This window comes from Actinomadura gamaensis (genome assembly GCF_042652125.1).
GTDB lineage: Bacteria > Actinomycetota > Actinomycetes > Streptosporangiales > Streptosporangiaceae > Spirillospora > Spirillospora gamaensis.
The window spans coordinates 170,210-191,358 of the sequence record NZ_JBHSIT010000006.1; the positions used below are offsets into that span (position 1 = coordinate 170,210).

Consider the following 21,149-nt stretch of genomic DNA (forward strand, 5'->3'; position numbering starts at 1 on the left):
TCAGGCGGCCAGGGCGTTCCGGTCGTCCTGGTCGTGCCAGGTGGTCAGGAAGGCCCGCACGAGGCTCTCGGCGCGGCCGCGGTGTCGAACCGCTGGGTCAGCCGCCACCGCGCGATCGAGGCGAGGGAGTCGGCGGTCTCGTTGAGGGGATGGCCCCGGCGCCCGTAGACGTGCGCGACCTTCATGCGCGGACAGCGCGCCATCGTCTCGGCCAGGACGGCGTGCTCCATGAGCGGGGCGACCCCGTTCAGTTCCGCCACCATGACGTTCACCGGACGTCGTGACGCCGTGGCGCAGTTCGCGGCGTGCGCGCCATGGTCGGCGTAGTGCTCGGCCTCGGCGACGAGCCGCTCCGCCCATTCGCCGTCGTCGTGCCGCGCGGCGGCGAACCCGAGCCCGAGCGCCTGTCGGACGACCGCGCAGGCGGTGCAGCCGTAACCACGGGTGGCGCCCGCGCGCATCCGCTGGGCGCGGACGGCCAACTCTGCTGGAAGCACCCGCAGTTCCTCTTCGAACCAGCGCAAGGGGAGGGGCAGGGGCGTCATGGTGAGCTCCGTTCACAGGGGGTTCCGAAACCGTCGACGTTCACATCGAACCATAAAACCACTGTGAACTCAATCAACGAACATGTGAGTGTATGTGGGCGTGGTGGTTGAGCCGTGTGAATCGGATCAATGTCCGAACCGTTGGTGACCCAGATGAGGCGTGTAGCGTTGTAGCCCCGCGTTGCCCGGTCGACCGGCGACGCCTGAGCCGAGGAGACGCCAGTGGCCCAGGACGCGACCGTCACCGCCGCCGACATCGCCCGACTCGCAGGCGTCGGACGTGCGGCCGTGAGTAACTGGCGCAGACGCCATGACGACTTCCCTCAGCCGGTCGGGGGCACCGCCACCAGTCCGACGTTCTCCCTCGCGGAGGTTCAGGGCTGGCTCCGCGACCAGGGCAAGCTCACCGGCTCGACCGACGACGAGTTCCTCTGGCAGGATCTCCGCAGGCTCGCCGATGACACGGATATGGCCGACATCCTCGGCTTCGCGGGCGCCTTCCTGCTCTTCCTGCACCGCACCCCTGCGGCCTGGGAGCAACTCAGCGGCCTCACCGACGAGCGACTGGCCGCCGAACTGCCCAAGGCGCTCGGTGGCGACGTTCCGTCCGACCTCGCCGTCGAGCACGTTCCGATCGTCCGCCGCCTGGCAGACCTCGCGGCCGACCGAGGTCCCCGCGACGCCTTCGAGTTCCTTCGCGAACGCTACCTCGACCTGCACAAACGACGTGCCTATGAGACCCCGCCGGCGGTCACCGCCTTGGCCGTCCGGCTCGCCGATCCGCCCGTGAAGACCGTCCTCGACCCGGCCTGTGGATCAGGCGGCTTCCTGCTCGCCGCACTCGATCACACCGACCCGGGGCACCTGCTCGGCCAGGAGATCGACGCGGACCTGGCCCGCCTCACCGCGATCCGCCTGGCGCTACGCACCGACCACGCCGACGTCCGGTCGGGCGACTCACTGCGTGCCGACGCCTTCTCGGCCGCCGAAGCCGATCTCGTCGCCACCGCCCCGCCGTTCAACGACCGTAACTGGGGCTATGAGGAGCTCACCACCGACCTTCGCTGGGAATACGGCCTACCGCCCCGCACCGAACCGGAGCTCGCCTGGGTTCAGCACGCACTCGCGCACACCCGTCCTGGCGGGCTTGCCGTCATCCTGATGCCCCCGGCCGCCGCCAGCCGTCGCGCGGGCCGCCGCATCCGTCAGCAGCTCCTACGACGCGGTGTGGTGCGCGCCGTGATCGGTCTGCCACTGGGGGCCGTCCCCAACATGGCCGTCCCTCTGTCCCTGTGGGTGCTGCGTCGGCCCACCTCCGCCGAGCGTCCGCCGAGCCAGGTGTTGATGGCCGAGACCTCCGACGACTTCGCCGGCCAGGCCCTCGACGCCTGGCGGCGCTTCACCGCCGATCCCGAATCGGACCTGGACGATCCCGGACTGGCCAAGGCAGTCCGCATCATCGACCTGCTGGACGATGAGGTCGACCTCACCCCGTCCCGGCACATAACCCCGCCGGCCACTGCGCCCGCAATCGACCAGGTTGCCGAGCGCCGAGCTCAGGTTCTCGAACTTCTCCAGACACTTCCGGGCCTACTGCCCGAGGTCGATGCCACCGGCGAACCTCTGAACACCCCGCTGCTACCAATCAGTGAACTCATCCGTCTGGCCCACCTCACGGTGCACCAGCCGGGGCCGACCACCTACCCGCACAACGGAGACCTCCCTCCGTACGTCCTCACCGCGAAGGAGGTTGCGCAAGGCCGCCAGCCCGCAGCCGCCGATTCACCCGCCCAGCCCGGCGACATCGTGCTCCAAACGGGCGACGTCGTGGTCCCGGCCATCCTCCGTACTCCGGCCGCTCTGGTCATCGAACGTCCCGGCGCGGTCCTCGGCCGCCACCTGTTCCTGCTGCGCCCGGACCCCGACCTGCTTGACCCGCACTACCTTGCGGGAGTCCTCCGCAGCTCGCTCAACTTGCGGCACTATGCGACGACGTCCACCAGCTACCGGGTGGATGTGCGTCGGACGGAGATCCCGCTACTCTCGATCGAGGAGCAGCGCCGCTACGGCGAAGCCTTCCATCGTCTCCACGAATTCTCCTCCCGGCTTCAACGTGCGGCGGATCTCGGCGCGGATCTGGCCCGACTGCTGAACGAGGCGCTGGTCGACGCCACGCTTCGCCCGACTGCCGAAGACTCGCCGGAGAGGGTGGAACGTTGAAGCTCGCGGGGCGTTACGAGACCGAGATGCCACTGGCGGTTGGCGGCATGGGGGAGATCTGGGAGGCGACGGACCTTCGGCTCGCTCGAAGCGTGGCCGTCAAGTTGATCGCCGACTGGCTGCACGGCGACTCCGAGCGTGCCCGCCGTCGCTTCTACCGTGAGGCTCGCGTTCTCGCCCGGCTCCACCACCAAGGCGTACCGGCGCTGTACGACTTCGGTGACGAGGGCGGGACTCTGTTCATGGTCATGGAGCTGGTCTCCGAAGCCGTGACCCTCCGTGACATGATCGCCGAGCGGGGGACCGACCTGCTTCCCGTGCCCTGGGTCGCCCTGATCGGCGCGCAGCTCTGCGCCGCTCTCTCGGCGGCCCACCAGGCCGGTCTCGTCCACCGTGACCTGACGCCGTCCAACATCGTTTTCGGCCGGGACGGCACCGCGCACGTGCTCGACTTCGGTGTGGCCGCGGCAATGGCGGGGCGGCCGTCCGATTTCAGCACCATCACCCGCCCGGGCGAGGCTCCCGGATCGCTGTTCTACACGGCCCCCGAGCTGGACGGTTACCAGCACGCCAACGTCGCCACTGACCTCTATTCGGTCGGCTGTGTCCTGTACGAGCTCCTCGCGGGCCATCGGGTCTTCGTCACCGACACGGTTATGGACGAGGCCATGCGCCACCAGTCCGACGAGGAGGCACCGCCACTGAGCCGGGACGACGTGCCGGACGATCTGGAGCAGCTCATCTACTCCCTGCTCAGCAAGAACCCCGACGACCGTCCCGCCTCCGGTGCCGTCGTGAGCCGGGCCCTGCTCGCTCACGCGAAGGACTTTCCGCCACTCCCCGGCTTCTACGAGCCCTTGCCCGACGCGCCTGAGCATCTTTACGCGACCGCGCTCGCGGCGCTGCCGAAGTGAACGCACCATGAGGCCGGTCGCGGGCCGACGCCCCCGCGACGACGAGGCGTGTCACCGCTGAGCGGGGAGAAAGCGGCTCGGCTCGCCGTGCCAGGTGATCAGCAGTGTGTCGCGGGCGCGGGTGGCGGCGACGAACAGCAGTGACCGGGCCTGCTGGAGCTCGCGGCGGTAGCGCACGGGATCGGTGGTCTTGTACTGCTCGATGGCGGCGCGCGGGACCAGGCCTTCGCGGATCCCGGCGATGATCATGTGCTGATACTCCAGGCCCTTGAACCGGTGCATGGTTCCGACGTGCACGGCGTCGTCGAGCTTGGGCCCGTCCGGGCCGATGGCCGCGGCTCGGATCCCGGCCCTGCCGAGGCTGGACTCGACGTCGGCGACCATGTTCCGGTCCGGAATGCAGACGGCGATCGAGGCGGCCGGGGTCTGCGCCCACTCGGCGACCTGCTCGGTGATGATCGCGAGCTCGTCTTGCCAGCTGCTCGCGTGCTGCAACACCGGCCTGGGTCCGCGCAGGACGGAACGGTATCCCTTCAGGTCGTCCGTGCCGTCGTCCAGGTCGTCCCAGGACTCATCGCCGAGCAGACCGAGCGCGGAGCCGAGGATCTCGTGGGTGGTGCGGTAGCTCAGGGTCAGCCGGGAGGACCGTCCGCGGATGTTGATGCCCAGGCTGCCCAGCGTCACGTAGTTCCCATAGATCCGCTGATGGGTGTCGCCCGCGATGAACATGTCGTTGTCCCCCTCGGGGACCATTGCCCGCAGCATCCGCCAGTGCGCGACGTTCAGGTCCTGCGCCTCGTCCACCACGATGTGCCGGTAGCGGTAGTTCTCGCGGGCGATCGACTGGTCGGCGACGTGGATGTTGAGGGGGCTCTCCGCATACTTCTTGATCCTGGACGCGCGGTCCAGTTCGAGCCGCGCGGCCTCCCAGGCGACCTGCCGGTAGGTCCACAGGTTCTTCTCGTCCAGCCGCATCGTGAACTTCTCCACCAGCTGCCAGATCTGGGAGCGCTGGGCGCGGCCGATGTTGCGTCCCCGGCCCGCCCGCCGAGCGCGGAAGTAGGCGGTTCGTGATCTCTCCCCGAGCCCGAGGATCACCTGGCTCCACTCGTCGTGCAGGAACTGCGGATCCCACTGGTCTTCACCGAGCTCCAGCAGCATCTCGCGCCATTCCCGGACGGCCCGCTCATCGTCGATCCAGCGCCGCCTGCCACCCGCCAGGGTGCCGCTGACGATGCTGGTGGCGAGCTTGTCGATGTTGACGATGTCGACGCGTGCGAGGGTCTCCGGCCCACCGAGCTCGAGTAGGCGGTTGCGCAGGTCGGCGGCCAGGTTCTTGTTGAACGTGGTGAGCAGGACGGGACGGTCGTCGCCGGGGGGCAGCCGGTCGACCAGATACTTGACCCGGTGCAGGGCGACGATGGTCTTGCCGGTGCCAGGTCCGCCGCTCACCCGCGCCGGTCCCCTGTGGTCCCGCTCGACGATCTTGCGCTGGGTGGGGTGCAGGAACACCTTCCAGCGCCCGAAGTCGCCGTCCAGCACCGACTGCAGGTCGGTGTCCTCGGTCGTGACCTTGGTCGCCGGGCGGGCGAGCGCGGTGGCGTAGTCCGCCGGGTCGATCTGCTCGTCCGTGGTGACCGGGCGGGTCACTTGTTCGAGGACCTCCTCGAACGTCTTCCCGTCGTACAGGGCGAGCAGGACCTCTTCGGTCAGCGCCGGAGCGTACTCGACGAGACCGAGCAGCTCCTCCTCGGTAGTGATCTTCAGTGCGAGCGGGATGAGGGGTTCGGCGACGCCGAGTTCACGCAACCGGTCCGCGGTGAACCGGGCGAAGAGGGGAGTGGGCGTGACGGGCTCGGAAGTGGCGGGGGCGGGCTCGGCCGGGGGCGCGACCGGCGTGCCCGGCACGATGCTCAGGTCGACGAACTCGATTCCGCCCGTGACCTGGTTGATCTTGTAGTAGTACCGGTCGAGGTTGTCGTAGACCTCCTTGCGGTCCTTGACCGCCACCAGGATGTAGTCGCGGTTGCCGGCGTGCAGCAACAGGGCCCGGTAGCTGTCGGTGACCCGCGCCGAGTAGAGCTGAGAATCACCCTTGAGCTGCTTCAGCCGCAGGCCCGGAGCGTCCGGGTTCTTGCGGAACTTGTGCTGGAACTCGTAGATGGCGCCCTTGATCGTGCGGGGGAGCTTCTGGATCTCCTTGTCGGCCTTGTCGAGCAGCCTCAGTGTCGCGCCGTCCTGCACGCTCATGCTCCCTCACCCATGATCTTCGCGGCCAGCTCGGCGGCCGTCCACGCCTGCGCCGTGTGCACGTCCCAGCCCGCCGCCCGGTAGGCGCGGTCCCGGTCGGTCGCCTCCTGGTCGTCGCCGTCGAGGACGACGCCGACCTTGGCCGCCGGCCAGGCGAGTTCCGCCTGCCACGCGTGTTCTCCCAGCTCGTAACCCACCTCGGGGACGGCGACGCCCGCCGCGGACAGCGCCCGCGCCAGCTCGGCCAGTCCCGGCTCCTCCGGGTCGAGCATGTCGAAGACCTCCGCCCAGGCCGGGTCCGGAGCGGACGCGGGCGGTCCGGGAGCCGGTGTCGGAGCCGAGGCCGGTTGGGTGGGCTCCGGATGAGGGCGGGTGGTGTCGAATCCCGGCGCGACGTCCTCGTCCTCATCAACCGGAGGAAGCGAAGCGAGCGTCTGGTTCAGACCGATACCACCGGTCATGGCGAGCGCGGACGGATCGAACCCGTCCAGCGTCGTGAACGCGAGTTGCCCACCGTCACCACCGCCGAAGGAGAGGAACTGCACCAGGTTGCCCCAGTAGAGCCAGGCCAGCCAGCGTCTCTCATGGGCACGGGTGTCGGCCTCGATCGTCTCGGTACGGTCGTCGATGACGGTGAACGCCGACCAGGTTCGAGTCTGACGATGAACGACGGTGACGACCAGGCAGCCCGAGTCGTCCCGGGTCCGCACCAGAACCAGCTCACCCGGCGCCGGCGGCGGGAGGGGTTGCGAGCGCACCGCAGCCATCAGCCGCTCACCGATGCCTCCTGGCGCGGCCTGGGTCTTCTCGGCCTCACTCTGGACGAGCAGTCCCGCCAAGGCAGCCGCGGCCCGACGCTGCCAGCTCCCGGGGTGAGGGTCGGAGAGGAAGGCCATCAGGGTCTGGACCGGGCTGGTCCAGATCATGTCCGCGAGCTCCGTCGGATCGCCCCCGAGCTGGAGATACGTCTGGCGGGCGGCCTGCTGGGCGTTGCCTTGATAGGGCCGCCACACCGGCGACTCCGGCGCGCCGCCGTCCGCCCAGTGAGCGATGTCGTCCCAGGCGAGCTGAAAGACGATGCGGCCGTCCGCGCGCAGCCGCGCCCGCTTGATCGAGTCGTCGGCGAGCCGGTTGTTCTTCGGCGCCGCGTGGTAGGCGTAGCCGTCGAGGTAGACGTCGACCTGCAAGGGCGCGGCGTCCAGACGGCGGAAGGTCACGTCGGGGCGGGTGCCCTTGATGGTGTTCTGGAGGATGACCTGCCAGTGCACCACCGAGCCGTCGGGGGCGGTGATGCGCAGGTCGGCGGTGCGCCGGTCGTTGACCCGTCCACCGAGGGCGAGCGTACGGCCCGCGCCGGGTCTGGCCGCCCAGGTCTTCAGCCCGGCGAGGAACCGGGCCTCCAGTTCGCTCTCCATCTGGTCCCACAGGGAGATGTCGTCGGTGTCGGCGACCGAGTCGGTCTCCCAGTCCTGCAGTAGGTCCTGGAGCATCTCGACGGCGAGCGCCCGATCGACCTTGTCGAAGTCCGGTCCCGGGACGTGGGAGAGAAGGCAGCGATGGCACGCGGCCTTGCCCTCCTCCTCGGCGCAGGGGCAGGTCGTCACCACTTCCAGCGCCCGCTCCAGCACCTCCTTGAAGCCGTCCTCGGACGACATGCGGTGCAGGTATCCGGTGCCGCCGGGCAGCGTGTCGTACAGCACGAGGAAACGCCGCTGGTACCCGGTCTGCTGGTCGGGCATCGTGGCGGTCACGATGTCCAGGTGGGCGGGGTCCCCGCCGTACTTGGCGGCCACCCCCGCCATCAGCGCCGCCCGGAACGTCACCGTCCGCTCGGCGATCATCGTGGTGGCGACCGGGACGAGGATGCGCAGCGCCTCCGTCCGCAGCTCGTGCGCCAGCACCAGCTTCAGGTGCTCGACCTCCCCGCCGCGTCGCTGGGGGCACCACTTGCGGTGGTGTCCGGGGGAGGCGTCGTAACCGGTTCCCGTTCCGGCGAACCGCTGCGCCGCCTGCGGCGGCCCGTCGGCGGTGGCACCGCCGCACGTGGTGCAGACGAAGAAGGGGTTGATGCGCCGCAGGTCTCCGGCGAAGGCGTCCGACGGTGGCCGGTCCATCCGCAGCGCACCGAGGTTGAAGTGCCGGATGACCGCGCGTCGGGTGAAGTCCACGCCGAACGTCTGGCTGGTCCGGCGCCAGGATCCCGGTGCGATCTCGTCGCGTGGAACGTCCACGGCGACCGCGGTCTCGTAGTACCGCCGCTGCCGGTCGTCGTGATCGTCGCGGATGCGCGCGTCGTCCCGCCTGTCCTCGGCGGTCACCCGGACGGGCATCAGCACGTTGTGCAGGGCGCTGCTGTCACCGATCTGGGCGTTGCGGCATCGCGGGCAGGGGCTGGTGTCCTCGGCCGCGGCGGTCGCCCGCACGTAACCGCAGTCCTGGCAGACCCGCCACTGCTGCCAGGTGGGCCGCCGCGTCGAACCGATGTCCAGGCCCGAGATGGTGTGCCGGTAGCCCTGGATGTAGAAGCTGTTACCCGGAGCGAACTCGGTCAGGGCGATCGAGGCGTCCCGCGTGTACTCGCGCAGCTCGCTGTGATGGCGGCGGACGGCCGGTTCGCCGGAAGCGGCGTCGTCGGGGTCCTCGCTCCAGGTGAGCGTCGCTTCGAGCGCGGTGCGGGAGTCGATGAGCGAGTAGTTGGGCAGCAGCCCGAGGTCGACCAGGGTGGCGTGCGCGCTGCTGCGTCCGATCTCACCGATGCGCCTCTGCACCGCGCGGCGTTCGGCCTGGAGTTCCCGCTTGCGGGCGAGCTGCTCGGTGTCGGTGTCGGCCATCGCGGCGATCGCGCCGTCGATGATCTCCAGGCGGGCGCGCAGATCCGCGAGCCGGTCGTCCCAGATCCGCACCACGCGTCCGATGCTCTCCTTCAGCCCGGAGACCGCGAAGGCGCGCAGCTCCTCCGCCGCCTCAGGGGAGATGTCGTCCCCGAAGAGCGCGAGGAACTTCTCGACGAGCGTCCCTCCGCGGGCGAAGGCGGCGTCCTGGAAGGAGCCGAGCCAGCCCGAATCGCCGAACAGCACCGCCGCGAGTCTCGGCAGCGGCAGCACGCCGGGAAGTTCGCCCCGCGCCGCCAGGTCCACCAGGTGCGCCGCGTACTGCCGCCGGAGGATCTCCACGGCGGACAGGTAGCTTCCGGGCGGGACGATCTCCCCGGCGATCATCTGCCGCGGATCGGCCAGGAAGTAGCGGTCGCGCGGGTTGCGTCCGACCATCGTCAGCAGGAACGCGTTGCCGGACCTGCGTCCGGCGCGTCCGGCACGCTGCACGTAGTTGGCGGGACCGTGGGGCAGGGAAGCGAGGATCACGGCCGACAGATCGCCGATGTCGATGCCGAGCTCAAGTGTGGGCGTGCAGGAGAGCACGTTCGGGTCGTTGTAGCGGTTGCCCTCACGGAACGCCTGCTCGATCTGCTCGCGCTGGGGTCGGCTGAGCGCGCCGGTGTGTTCGGCGGTGGTCACGCGGAACGGTTTCGCGTCCAGGTACAGGCGACGGTAGTAGTCGTCCTTGTACCGCTCGTTGCGCGCGGCTTCCGGGCGGCCGAGCCGGCCGGGGCAGCGGTACCGAGGGCAGGGCCGGCCCGACCATTCGGCGGCGCGGGCGGGGTGGACGGTCTGCTCCCAGCGGCACACCGGGCACATCACCCCGGCGTCCACGACCTGGTCGTTCTCCAGCTTCCAGACCTGGACGTGCCCCGGCAGCAGACCATAGATCTTGGTGCTGCCGTCCCCGGCGACCCGCCGCGCGATGACGTCCTCGTCGACGAGGACGTCCAGCAAGCGCGCCAGGTAGAAAGGTGCGTCGTCGGGTTTCAGGCCGAGGCAGCGGACCGTCCAGTCCACATACCAGCCCTGACGGCTGGTGATGCCGTCGAACTCGCTGCGGTCCTTGCGTCCGCCGAGCACGAAACGCGGCGCGGAGAGCCCGCGCGGGAACGCGGGCATGCCGTCGGGGCGCTGACCCCAGATCGTCCCGAAGCGTTTCGCGCCCGCCTGCTCGATCCAGCGGTCGAGCCAGTGGTGCTTGATGCCGCCGCGCATCCGCATGCGTTCCAGCAGACCGCGAAGGTAGGCGACGTAGGTCTCGGGTGAGGGGAGCCCGCTCAGCGCGGCGGGGCCGTGCAGTTGCAGGTCACGGGCGAGTTCGGCGATGCGTTCGGGGTGGTCGAGGATGACCTCGGCGGCGGCGGTGCGGGTGAGTTCCAGCGTGCGGCCCTGACGGGACCGCAGACCGAACTCCATGATGGTCTGGAACGCCAGCCGCTCGCCGATCAGCTCCCAGGTCCGCGTCGAGCCCTCGGACTCGCCCGCGAGCAGCTCGTCCACGGCGCTTCGGTCGTGCAGATCCGGCGGGACGACGGCGGGCAGGTAGGACGGATCGCTGGCTTCCTTGATCACGTTGGAGATCAGGTCGTTCAGCGGCGTCGCCGTCGCGGAGTCGAGCTCGTGGGCCAGCAGCGTGCGCAGCGAGAAGCTGTAGGAGCGGTTGGAGACGAACCCGGCCCGATGTGCGGCGTCCTGCACCGAGTCGTTGAACAACAGCGTTTTGCGCTGAGCGTCCCGGAGCTGCCCGCCGGTGAACAGCTCAGTGATCGCGACGGACGCGAGCGCGGCCAGCCCCGAGCCCAGGAAGCGCGTGCCCTGGTCCATGTTGCAGGCGGGGCAACGGTCGTTCTGCGCGTTGCTGTTGGCCTCCTTGGTGTGGCTGAGGTTGGCCAGGACGAAGACGTGCTGGAACTCGCCGGACCTTGATGCGTCCAGGTCCTTCGTGGGGTCGAACGGCCGCACATGGCGGCCGTTGGCCTCGAGGACCAGAACGTCCGGCCCGGTTCTGCCCTCCGCCCGGGCTCTGACCTCGTCGTCCGTCGCGGTGATGAGCGCGCGCAGTAGCCGCTTGTCCTGGACGCCCGCCCGGTAGATCTTCTCCGGGTCGTTGATCAGGTCGTGCGGGTCGCGTTCGGGCGAGATGGCCGCCCACCCGGACCGGCCGCAGTGACGGCAGTAGACGGCGGGGAGCAGCTCTCGACCGCCGCCGGTAAGCGTCGTGTCGACGTCGATCGGCGGCGCGGCCTCGCCGTGCCACGCGAAGCCGGGCCGGGGAGCGACCGCACGCAGCAGCCGACTCACCGACCTGACCCACAGATGGGCCTCGATGTGCAGGAAGGGACGCTCGGGATGCTCGGGGGCGCGTGCGGTGGACAGCAGCGCGATGAACCGACTCAGCGCGGTAACCGTCTGCGTCCTGCGCTGCCGGAAGGCCGCGCCCCAGCTGTAGGCGTTGTGCTGGGGGAGGAACTCCAGGATGCGCTCGGGGAGTTCGGGGGCCCCGTCCAGGTCCTCGTACATCGCCGCGAGCACCGCGCGGGTCAGGACATGCTGCTTCAGGACCCGACCGAGCTCTGGCCCGTCCAGCCCCGAGCGGCCGGTGACGACCTCCATGACGCGTTCCATCGCGGACGGGTCGTCGTGCGGGTCGGGAATGGCCGCGAGCTCGTGCGGGGCGGGCAGCGGCAGGCCGTAGTCGATGGCCGAGAGGGGAACGAACTCGTCGACCGAGCGTCGATCCTCCCCGACGATGGAATCCGCATCGAACTCCACCCCGAAGACGGTGGACGCGACCTCACGGATCTTCTGACCGTCGCCGCCCTCTCCGAGAGTGGCGCTGGTGGCCACAGGGCAGATCCGCCCCAGCGGCCTGCCGGCCTCACTGTGCCCGGTGGCGGCGGCGAGGCGCCGGAGCAGCATCGCCACATCGGTGCCCTGCGCGCCGTCGTAGGTGTGGAACTCGTCCACGACGACATAGGCGAGCTCGGCGTCCTCCCACAGCGGCACGTCGTCGGCGCGCTGGAGAAGAAGGTCGAGCATCTTGTAGTTGGTGATCAGGATGTCCGGCCGGGCGCGTCGGATCTCCGACCGCTGGGTGAGCACGCGAGGATAACCGGTCTCCGGGGTGTCACCGATGTAGAGACCGGCGGTCACCTCGCTGAGCTTCGGCTGCCGGAGATAGTCGTTGAGCCGCTGCGCCTGGTCGGTGGCGAGCGCGTTCATGGGGTACAGCAGGACGGCCTTGACCCCGTGCTTGCCCAGCTTCTTCTGGCGGCGGCAGTGGTCGAGGACGGGAAGGAGGAACGATTCCGTCTTTCCCGAGCCGGTGCCGGTAGTGATCAGCGTCGGACGGGCCTCGTGGTTGAACGTGCTGAGCCGCTCGAACGCCCGCGCCTGGTGCGCGTAAGGCGAGAATCCGTCGGGCACCCACTCCAGCCGGTCATGCCACCCGTCCCCAGCAGGCGTGAACGGGGTGCGGATACGCAGGTAAGGACCACGGAAGATGCCCTGAGCGGGGTGGTTGAGGAAGCGTTCGAGCCCGTCCCGCACCTGCTCGTCCGCAAGGGCGAAGGTCGTGGTGAGGTACTGCGTGATGTTCCGCCGCACCTCCTCGGCAGCCAGCGTCGGCCTCACTTACGCGTCCCCCATCTCATCGAGATCCCACATCCTGGGGTGAATTTTAGCCCATTACTATCAACTAGCCTCAATGCTAGCGGCGCCGGAAAATGCAGCAGGACTTCAACTGCTCGCGCAATTCCTGAACCTCTTTTTCTAGCTCACTTCTCGGAATTGGCTCGCGAGGCGTAGCGTATCTGGTTGCGATCGAATATAGGCGCAATCCTTGGGCGACTTCACTTTCGGCCAACCCTTGGCCGGAGAGTTCTGCAATACCTCGTAGGTATACTCTCTCCACATAGTCCCAGCTAGGGAGGAAATTGCCCTTAAGGTCTTTGCTGATCTTGTTCTTATCCCTTACGTCTAGATGGCGAGCTAGAGCGGTTTGAGTTATGCCTCGCGCCTTCATTAAGGCACGTACCCAGTCGGTGAATTCTGGAACGCTGGACTTTGAGCCAGGGGGACTTGGTACTTCGCCTTTTGCCTTCTTTGAAGCGTCGCTCACGTTCATGCCGCTGCCTTCCTCATTGGCGGGATGACGGAAGCATGCCCTAGACCCTGACCACCTGCACAGCCCAGGAACTACAGGAGGCGCAGCGGTCTCCGCTGAACGGCCGTTCACCAGGGCCAGCGCTTCCAATGCCTGGGCCAAACGTGCGTAGGGCGAGTGGCGGGCGGGGCTCACTCCAGCCGTCCACCCCGGCTGTCCTCGGCAGGGGTGAACGGCGTGCGGGTACGCGGGTAGAAGCCACGGAAGATGGCCCTGAGCGAGGTGGTTGAGGAGGCGTTTGAGCCCGTCGAGTACCGGTTCGTCCGTGAGGGTGAACGTCATGGTGAGGTAGTGTGATGTTCCGCTGCACCTCTTCGGGAGCCAGCGTGGGGCCCACCTGACGTTCCTTCCTGCAAGGGGCCAACTCACGCCTTGATCCCTTTATCGGGTGTCCAGCCTTCGGTCTGGGCCCGCTCCAGCCGCTTCGAGAACGCCGCATGGGCCTGCCGATATTCGGCCTCCCGATCTGCCTTGTAGAACGGTGCTTCATACCCTTCGGGCACCGGCCCGTTGATCTCGGGGGTGAGGTGAGCTTTTAGTGCCTCGAAGTCCGCCTTGGTCTGGCCGTAGCCGAAGGCGTTGTGGTTGCCTGCGATCTTCCGCCCGGTGGCGTCGAACCAGGTCTGTGCCTCATAGTCGGAAAGGACAGGGAAGCGAGACCGGTAGATCGCCACGAGCTGGTCTGCGGTGATACCGAGCCAGAGCGCCACCAGAGCATCGATTTCCACCAAAGCAGCTCGGCGTTCCCTCTCGGTCCGTAGCGGGGTGGTGTGCCCCCAGGTGTAGGTGACGTTACCTAGTGCTGGGAGCGCTGGCCAGTCGACGGCCCAGGTCTCCCTCCTCCAGTCAGGCGAATATAGTTCAGCCCACAGATCGGTAAATGCGCTGGTCAAGCAGTTCAGCCGGAGGGTGCGCAGCAATAGTGCCTGGACTAGTGGGTGAGCAGGGCTGGCTGCGGGCATCCTTTTTGCGTCTGAAATATGAAGGTCTGGGCGTCTTATAACTCGCAGGAGATAGTCAAGTGGAAGTGCTGCCCAAAAACCCGCTGTCAGCACTGTAGCCTGGTTGTCGGACAGTGCAAGGCTATGTACTTGGTTCACATGGGAAGGGCCTGGCGGAATAATGGTTGCAAACAGTGAACGTTCTGTATCAAACGGGATTCTTGCGCGCCAGGCGAGACGGTAGAAGCTATTGAAGCTGAGCACGTCGCCGTTCGCTGTAGTCCACTGATCTTGAGCGGCGAGATAAGTGTCAAGATCGCACGCTCTTTCGTAGTTAGTTACTGGAACGGCGTCGTCTGGTAGCGCGGCAATGTTCCATGGCAACCAGTCGCGGTTGGTTTTGCATGGAATATTTGGCTGTTTGTTGAATGGGGTGGCCTGGTTGAAGTGTGGCCCTTGTAGGATGACCTCAGATAGCGACCTTCGTGCAGCTGTATTCCATTGAATTAGGCCATCCTTCTTGGCTTTTGCTTCATCAAGGCCGACCGCTATGTTCGGATTGTCTTGTGCCAGCCGACGGGCATACTTTGTAAGTGCCTCGATTGCGCCAGCTTCCGCAGTGGTCACCGGGTAGAGCAATGGCGTCTGATCGACCGGCGCATCGATGGAATCTGTGAGTGCTCGCCATTGTTCAAGTAGCGAGTAATCAACGTGCAGCAGACGGTCCTTGTGCGGTCGCAGGTCCCATTTTCCATCATGCTTGATTCCAGGAAGTTCGCCACTTCCGTCATGACGAAACGATTCGATCAAGGTCACTGGATCGAAGAGCCAACTTGCATTTGTGAAAGATATATTTCTTGACGCCCCATAAACATGAACACCAAATTCTGTATTTGCATGGATCTCAGGGAATATGGCACGGCGGTTATGAAAATGTCCATGGAGTCGAAGGTGTCGGAAGGTGGCGGCGCGGAGTCTGCCTTCCTTGACGCCTCCAAAATGACTGTCAGGGTGGATCAGGCCCGCGTTCCCAGTGATGCTGAGATTCTTCCAGGTGCGGCACATAAAGGCTCGATAGAGATCGGGTCGCGTCCCGTTGAGTAGCGGATAGGTGGTCTCGCCTCCGAGAAATGCGACTGTCCCGGCAGTGCTGGATAGCTCGTCCAGGAAGTATGATTTTGCCCTCTCAGTGCTCAGAATATGGGTCTTGCGGTCGCGCCACTCATCCAATGATGGCTTGGTCGCCAGCTTGAACCAAGGTTCCAATTCCGCGAGGATGATGTCCTCTTCCCAGTCGGGCCGGACCCAGGGTGGGTTGCCTACCTGGAGGTCGAAGCCGCCGCGCTGGAAGACCTGGGCGAATTGGAGTTCCCAGTGGAAGAAGCCCAGCTCTTCTGCAACATCCTGTGCCGCGTCGAGCCAGGGGAAACGAGCCGCCAGCCGGTCGGCGGAGTCCATGCCGGTCCACTTGGGGAGCTCATCCTCGTATTCGGAGAGTGCCCCCAGGGTGCCAAGGGCGGACGGGATGGAGTTCGGTGGGACGTCGGCGCGGCCGAGGGTTGCTTCGGCGAAGTCGAGCCAGTCGTCCACATGCGCCAGCGGGATGATGGCGCGTACCGGGTCTAGAGTCCGCGAACGAGTCTTGCCCCCGCGGCCGGCCGTAAGCGAGCCCCGCAGCGGTAGTTGCTTGGTCTCGCCGCCGAACAGGGAGTCCTGCTCCACGATGGTCGGGAAGCCGGGGTCCGGCTCGGGCTCGACGAGCTCGGTCACCTCGATGACCGATGTCTCCAGATCGCCGAAGCGCCGGTAGACGTTCGCGGAGCCATCGAGCAGGTTTGCCTTGTGGAGGGGCCAGAACCACAGGGCGCACCAGACGTCCATGACGGTCTTGAGTCGCCAGTACGGGGTGCCCGGTGCGGTCAGGTCGGCGAGGATCTCGTCGCGGCTGATCGCTTCCTGCGGCTGGGGCAGGTCTTCGGCTCCCCAGACGTCGATGCGGCGGCTGATCTCGCGCTCGGAGATCTTCAGTCGCTGGACGACCAGGTCCCACAGGAATTCGGCGCGCCGGGTGATCGCCTGGAGGCGCTGGACCTGGGTGAGCTTGTGGCCCTGCTTCTTCTTGGTGGACGGGTCCTTCAGCAGCTCCTTGCGCCAGGCGGCCAGCCGCTTTGCGTCGTCCGGGGCCAGGTTTTTGGCTTCTTTCTCGCTCGCCACCGCGCCCCAGCCCGACGCAGGCAGGAGGAAATGATGAATGTGTCCGTCGGGAATCGCGCCGTCTCGGAACGGGATGTCCTTGGGCGCGGTCGAAAGCCAGGCCTTCCGCTTGAGGTGGTGCGGCTCGTACACGCGGCGGCCCGCGCCGATCAGCGAGTTACCCCGGCGCAGGTGCAGGCCGAACCAGGGGGCCTGCAACCCCGGGTGCATGACGTTCAACCACAGCGAGACCTCCGCCAGCTCCACAGCGGTCTCGTTCAGGTCAACGCCGTAGGCGTTGTGCAGTGCGATATACGCCTTGACCTTCTGAAGCTCCTCCAGGTACCGCTCGGGCTCCAACTCCTGGCCCAGTTCCCCCTGACGGCGCTTCAGATACTCCGCGGCCACCTGGTCGATGGCCTCGTTGAGGAAGGCGCCCGACCCGAGCGCGGGCTCGCAGATGGTCCAGTTCAGGATCTCGCGCGCCGAGGTCGTGGTGCCGTTCTGGTCGAGGCGCTCCTTCAGCGCCAGCTCGACGGTGACCTTCGTAAGCGACGGCGGCGTGTAGTACGACGCGCTGGTCTGCCGGTCGCGTCCGGCGAGCCGGTAGACGAACGAGCCCGGCCGGTACCGGACGCGCTCGTTGGTGCGGACGCCGTTCTCGTCCACCTGCATGACGAAGACGTCCTCGGCGTAGGCGCCCGACTCCATCTGCGATCGGGTGATCATCCAGGAGCCGTCCTTCGGATCACCGTTCTTGGCGACCTCGTACAGCTCCTCCTTGGCGATGAACCCGGTGTAGGACATCAGCCCCTCGTACACCGCGCCGAGCTGGTTGATGCCGAGCTGCGCGTACGAGATGAACCCGCCGCGCTCTTTGCGCTTGCCCTTGGTAAGCATGAGCAGTCGCAAAACCTGGTGCAGCGCGCTGTTCCGCAGTCGGGTGTCGATGCGCGGCGAGTCCGGGTCGTCCTCGTCCAGGACGATCGCGTCCTTACCGATCAGCTTGGTCCGCCGGTGCTCGAACAGCTCGGCCTTCAGCGGCTCGAACCGCAGACCTTCGCCCTCGGACGTTCCCCGGGGGCGAGCCACCCGCTGCGATGGGTGGTCGCCGTTCACCAACTGGAACAGCAGGTCCAGCGACTCGTACAGGTGGACGCTCTGCCGGGACTGCTCGCCCACCAGGTCCCGCACGACCAGGTCGCCCAGCCGGGCCAGGCTGTATCCCCGGATGTAGGCCTCGTCGTCGGTCGGCAGGATCCCGAGTTCCGGACGCGCCTCGGCATACAGCAGGAACAGGATCCGGTACAGGTAGCGCAGCGCCTCGCGGCTGAGCTCTCTGCCCAGCTCCTTCGGCTCCATGATGTCCTCGGGCCGGTGTCCCTGCTCGCGGATCCGGTCCAGGACCTCATTGGCGATGATCTCGACGGACTTGCGCAGGCCCTCGCGCAGTTCCTTGGAGACACCGACGGCGTGCTGCCGGGAGCTGTCCAGGAACTCCGACAGCGGCTCCGCGCCACCCTCCTCAGGGGGGAGCAGCGAGTCGGCGCCGAACAGTGCGCCGATCGTCTCCAGTTCCTTGGTGTCTCCACGACCCAGCGCGACGTCCAGGCTGACGGCGAGGTAGCGGCCCTCACCCCACGTCATCCGGTCGGCGAGGATGATCACGCCCCCGGCCAGGATCAGCACGAACCGGATCTGCTCGTCCGCGCCGAACAACCATGTCGCCAGCTTGTCGCCGAGATCGATCCGCTCCCGGCCGTCCAGCTCGACCGGGGACAGCAGCAGTCCGGCCTGCTCGGGGTCGAACGCGGCGTCCACGTCCGGGGCCCAACCGCATTCGATGGCCACCAGCGTCGGCTCCGCGTGGGCGACCTGGACCGTGTGCTGTTTGTCCCCGCGCACGATCGTCAGTTCCTGCGGCACCGGCGAGAATCCCAGCGCACGCAGCACATCGCCGTGCAACTCGTGCAGGGCCTTGCGCCACCCGTCGGCGTCCTTCGGCATGACGCCTTCGCGGATGTCGTCCAACGTGTCCGCGAAGAACAACCGGTCGTTGGTGTAGGCGCTCTTGAGCGCCCGCAGCCCGGCCGCCGGGCTCGGCCCGCCGGCGTCCTCCCGGGCAGCCCACCGCGCCCGGATACCGTCCTTCTTCTTCAGCTCGTTCGGCAATACCTCGGCCAGGTAGTGCGCCGAGAAGTACTCACCCCGGTTGACCAGCGAGTCGTAGGTCACTTGTCCCCCTCGAGAACGGCGAGAATGCGCAGCAGCGGCTCGCCCGTCGTCCGCAACGACGCGACGAGACGGCGCTGCTCCTCGGCGGTGGCCCGCACGGACTCGCGTTTGCGCGCGGCCCGCCAGTCCTCCGGAATCCCTTCCAGGCTGGCCTGCTCCCACTCGACGACCCGTGACTCGTAGGGTTCGAGTTGGACGTCGACCTTGGCCTCGTGTTCGGTCCGCTGCCTGTCCAGGTACGCGCGGGCTGCGTCGACCGCGGGCCGGACCAGCCTGCCGAGCCGCTCCAGGTCCGGCGTACGCGACGTGTTGATCATTTGGGGACCGACCCCGGCCTCGGCCAGCACGTCGGCCATCTTGTCGATTCTCGGTGCGTCGGGCAGCCCGCTGACCGCCATCCACTCGACGACGGTCGGCTGTCCGAGCGCATTGGAGTAGATGCCCTGCACCAGGAACGTGGGTTCGCCGACCTTCGCGGTCAGCACGGGCGCCTGCTGGCGGACCAACTGCACCTGCACCTTGTCGACCACCCACTCCACCATCGGATGAAGGTCCGACAGGTAGGCGATGTCCGGCCAGAAGGTCTTGGTCTTGCGGGCCTCGTCCAGCTTGCGCTGCGCCAGCTCGCGGTTGAAGGTGACCTTCATCCGCTCCTTGATCTTGTGGGTGCGCAGGTAGGAGGAGGGCAGCGCCGACAGGCGGTGCACCAGGTCGGCGGGCGGCTCGAACGCCAGCATCTCGCCGTCGTCGTCGATCTTCAGATCGGGGACGACCGTGTCCAGCGCCTCGCGCATGAACTCCTCGGTGGAGGCGAACAGCCGGGGCACGGGGGCGCGCTCCGGCTCGGCCTGCCCGTGGTCCACTCCGACCGATCCCAGCAGGTCGGCCAGAAAGTCGGTGTCCGGAGCCTGCTCCAGCGCCTGCTCCACCGTCTTGCCCTCGAACAGGTCCTTGATCAGCCGGTCCTCCTCCTTCTTGGCGGAGAACTCGCCGGTGACGGCCTCAGCTGTGCCGAGGCTGTTGTGCGCCTGCTCCTCGCGGCGCAGCAGCTTCTCGGAGACCACCGTGTCGTCCAGGGCACCCTCGACAGACGACTCGAGGATGAGCGCGCTGAACTGCGGCTGGTGCGTCTGCCCGTACCGGTCGATGCGGCCGTTGCGCTGTTCGATGCGAATCAGGCTCCATGGCAGGTCGTAGTGGATCAGGTGGTGGCACTGCCGGTGCAGGTTGACGCCCTCGGACGCGACGTCGCCGGTGAACAGCACCCGCACCTTGCTGTCGGCCAGCGAGAAGTCTTCGACGATCTCCTGCTGCTGCTGGTCCGACAGGCCGCCGTGCATGATCTGCACCTGGTTCCCCTTGAGGCCGACCTCGCCCGGCACGACCTCCTGGAGCCACTTCAAGGTCGGAACGCTTTCGGAGAACACCACGGCCCGCGTGGCCCCCTTGCCGACGCCGATCTCCTTGAGTTTGGCGACGAGCGCGTTCAGTTTGGACGTCTCGTCGGCCTTCACGGCGGCGACGAGCCCGGCCAGCCTTCCCAAGGCCTCGACCTCGCGAGGCTCGGTCGCGTTCTCGAGTCGCCGTCCGACGGTGATGGACAGCGCCCGCGGCGACGAGAGGAACGCCTTGGCCAGCGTGTACGGGAACAGCCTCCGATCGCGGCCGACGACCGGCGCGACCTGCCCGGGCCCCGGCAGCCAGGTTTCCCTCAACTCCCGGAAGACCGCCTCCTCGGCCTCGGAAGCCGCGCAGTGGATCGCCTCCGACGGGCCGCGCGCCGGCCACTTGCCGCCGATCTGGTCGCGGACCTCCGGGCTGACCTTCGTGCGGCGGATGTAGAGGTGCTCGATGTCCTTGGCGGAGTACTTCTTCTTGTCGACGATCGCGGCCGGGTCGAGCAGACTGATCAGCTCGGCGAACGACTCGGCGACGCCGTTGTGCGGAGTCGCGCTGGCCAGCAGCAGCGCATCGGTGTGCCGGGCCAGCAACGCGGCGAGGTCGTTGCGCAGATTTCCCTTGTTGATCACGTTGTGCGACTCGTCGATGACGACGGCGTCCCAGTGCATGTTCCGCAGGTGCTGGCCGTACCTGCCCTGGTTCTTCAGGGTGTCGACGGAGATGATGACCCGCTTGTAGTACAGGAACGGGTTCCGGCCCGCCGGGATGTCCCGCTGGATGCGTTCCAGCCCCACCGAGTCGAGCCGGACGAGCGGGATCGCGAACCGCGTCCACAGCTCGTGCTGGAACTGCTCCAACACCTGCTGCGGGGTGACCACAAGGATGCGTTCGCCGCGGCCCCGCCGGATCAGTTCGGCGAGGATCAGGCCGATCTCCAGCGTCTTGCCGAGCCCGACCACGTCCGCGATCAGAATGCGCGGACGCAGCCCCTTCAGCGCCAGTTCGGCCGGACGCTGCTGGTAGGGGAGCGGGTCCAGCAGGAACCGGTCCGGCAGCGCCAGGCCGCGTTCGGACTGGGGGAGTGGCGTGCGGCGCAGCACCGACTCCAGGAACAGGCGGCTCTTGGCGAAGCGGGGAGTGTCGTCGGCGACGAGCTCGGTGTCCTCCGGACGCAGCGGTTTGACCTCGTCGAGGCCGGTGAAGAAGACCCCGTCCTCGTCGCGGACCAGCTCCGACACGCCAACCGCCTTGATCATGTAACCGTCGTGCTCGGTCGGCGTGCACGTCCGAACCATCCACTCGGTGTCGCGCACCTCGATGCGCGCACCCGGCGCGAACGGCGTCGCCTCGCTGACGGTCACTCCCACGGCTCCTTCTTTCGCAGTAACTCAGGGTAGTGCTCTGAT

Annotated in this window: 7 protein-coding genes; 2 read left to right on the forward strand and 5 right to left on the reverse strand. The window is 67.4% G+C overall.

Annotated elements, in window-relative coordinates; genetic code table 11:
• Nucleotides 1-44: 44 nt before the first annotated feature.
• Complete coding sequence (locus ACFPCY_RS21345; RefSeq protein ID WP_378257759.1) at nucleotides 45-545, reverse strand: hypothetical protein; 501 nt, start codon at nucleotides 543-545, stop codon at nucleotides 45-47.
• Nucleotides 546-767: 222 nt separating this feature from the next.
• Between ACFPCY_RS21345 and ACFPCY_RS21350 the strand changes: the two genes are divergently transcribed.
• Both ACFPCY_RS21350 and ACFPCY_RS21355 read left to right on the forward strand, forming a co-directional pair.
• The gene (locus ACFPCY_RS21350; protein ID WP_378257761.1) at nucleotides 768-2,765 is read left to right on the forward strand and encodes an N-6 DNA methylase; all 1,998 of its coding nucleotides are present in this window, start codon (nucleotides 768-770) and stop codon (nucleotides 2,763-2,765) included.
• Nucleotides 2,762-3,679 carry a serine/threonine-protein kinase gene (locus ACFPCY_RS21355; RefSeq protein WP_378257763.1) on the forward strand — a complete coding sequence of 306 codons (918 nt, stop codon included), beginning with the start codon at nucleotides 2,762-2,764 and terminating at the stop codon, nucleotides 3,677-3,679. Before ACFPCY_RS21350 ends, ACFPCY_RS21355 begins: the two co-directional genes overlap by 4 nt.
• A gap of 51 nt (nucleotides 3,680-3,730) precedes the next feature.
• On the opposite strand, the gene ACFPCY_RS21360 is transcribed toward ACFPCY_RS21355, so the two are convergent.
• From ACFPCY_RS21360 to ACFPCY_RS21375, 4 genes are all read right to left on the reverse strand, one after another.
• Nucleotides 3,731-5,929, reverse strand: a complete 2,199-nt coding sequence (locus ACFPCY_RS21360) for a UvrD-helicase domain-containing protein (protein ID WP_378257765.1) — start codon at nucleotides 5,927-5,929, stop codon at nucleotides 3,731-3,733.
• The gene (locus ACFPCY_RS21365; protein WP_378257767.1) at nucleotides 5,926-12,441 is read right to left on the reverse strand and encodes a DEAD/DEAH box helicase; all 6,516 of its coding nucleotides are present in this window, start codon (nucleotides 12,439-12,441) and stop codon (nucleotides 5,926-5,928) included. Before ACFPCY_RS21365 ends, ACFPCY_RS21360 begins: the two co-directional genes overlap by 4 nt.
• An 897-nt stretch (nucleotides 12,442-13,338) precedes the next feature.
• Nucleotides 13,339-18,342, reverse strand: a complete 5,004-nt coding sequence (locus ACFPCY_RS21370) for a class I SAM-dependent DNA methyltransferase (RefSeq protein WP_378257768.1) — start codon at nucleotides 18,340-18,342, stop codon at nucleotides 13,339-13,341.
• Nucleotides 18,339-21,104 (reverse strand): DEAD/DEAH box helicase, encoded by a 2,766-nt coding sequence (locus ACFPCY_RS21375; RefSeq protein ID WP_378257770.1) that lies wholly within the window; start codon nucleotides 21,102-21,104, stop codon nucleotides 18,339-18,341. Before ACFPCY_RS21375 ends, ACFPCY_RS21370 begins: the two co-directional genes overlap by 4 nt.
• Nucleotides 21,105-21,149 lie beyond the last annotated feature (45 nt).

Excerpts from the sequence above, each read along its gene's own strand:
- ACFPCY_RS21360 (WP_378257765.1), bottom strand. The coding sequence starts at position 5,929 with ATGAGCGTGCAGGACGGCGCGACACTGAGGCTGCTCGACAAGGCCGAC.
- ACFPCY_RS21345 (WP_378257759.1), bottom strand. The coding sequence starts at position 545 with ATGACGCCCCTGCCCCTCCCCTTGCGCTGGTTCGAAGAGGAACTGCGG.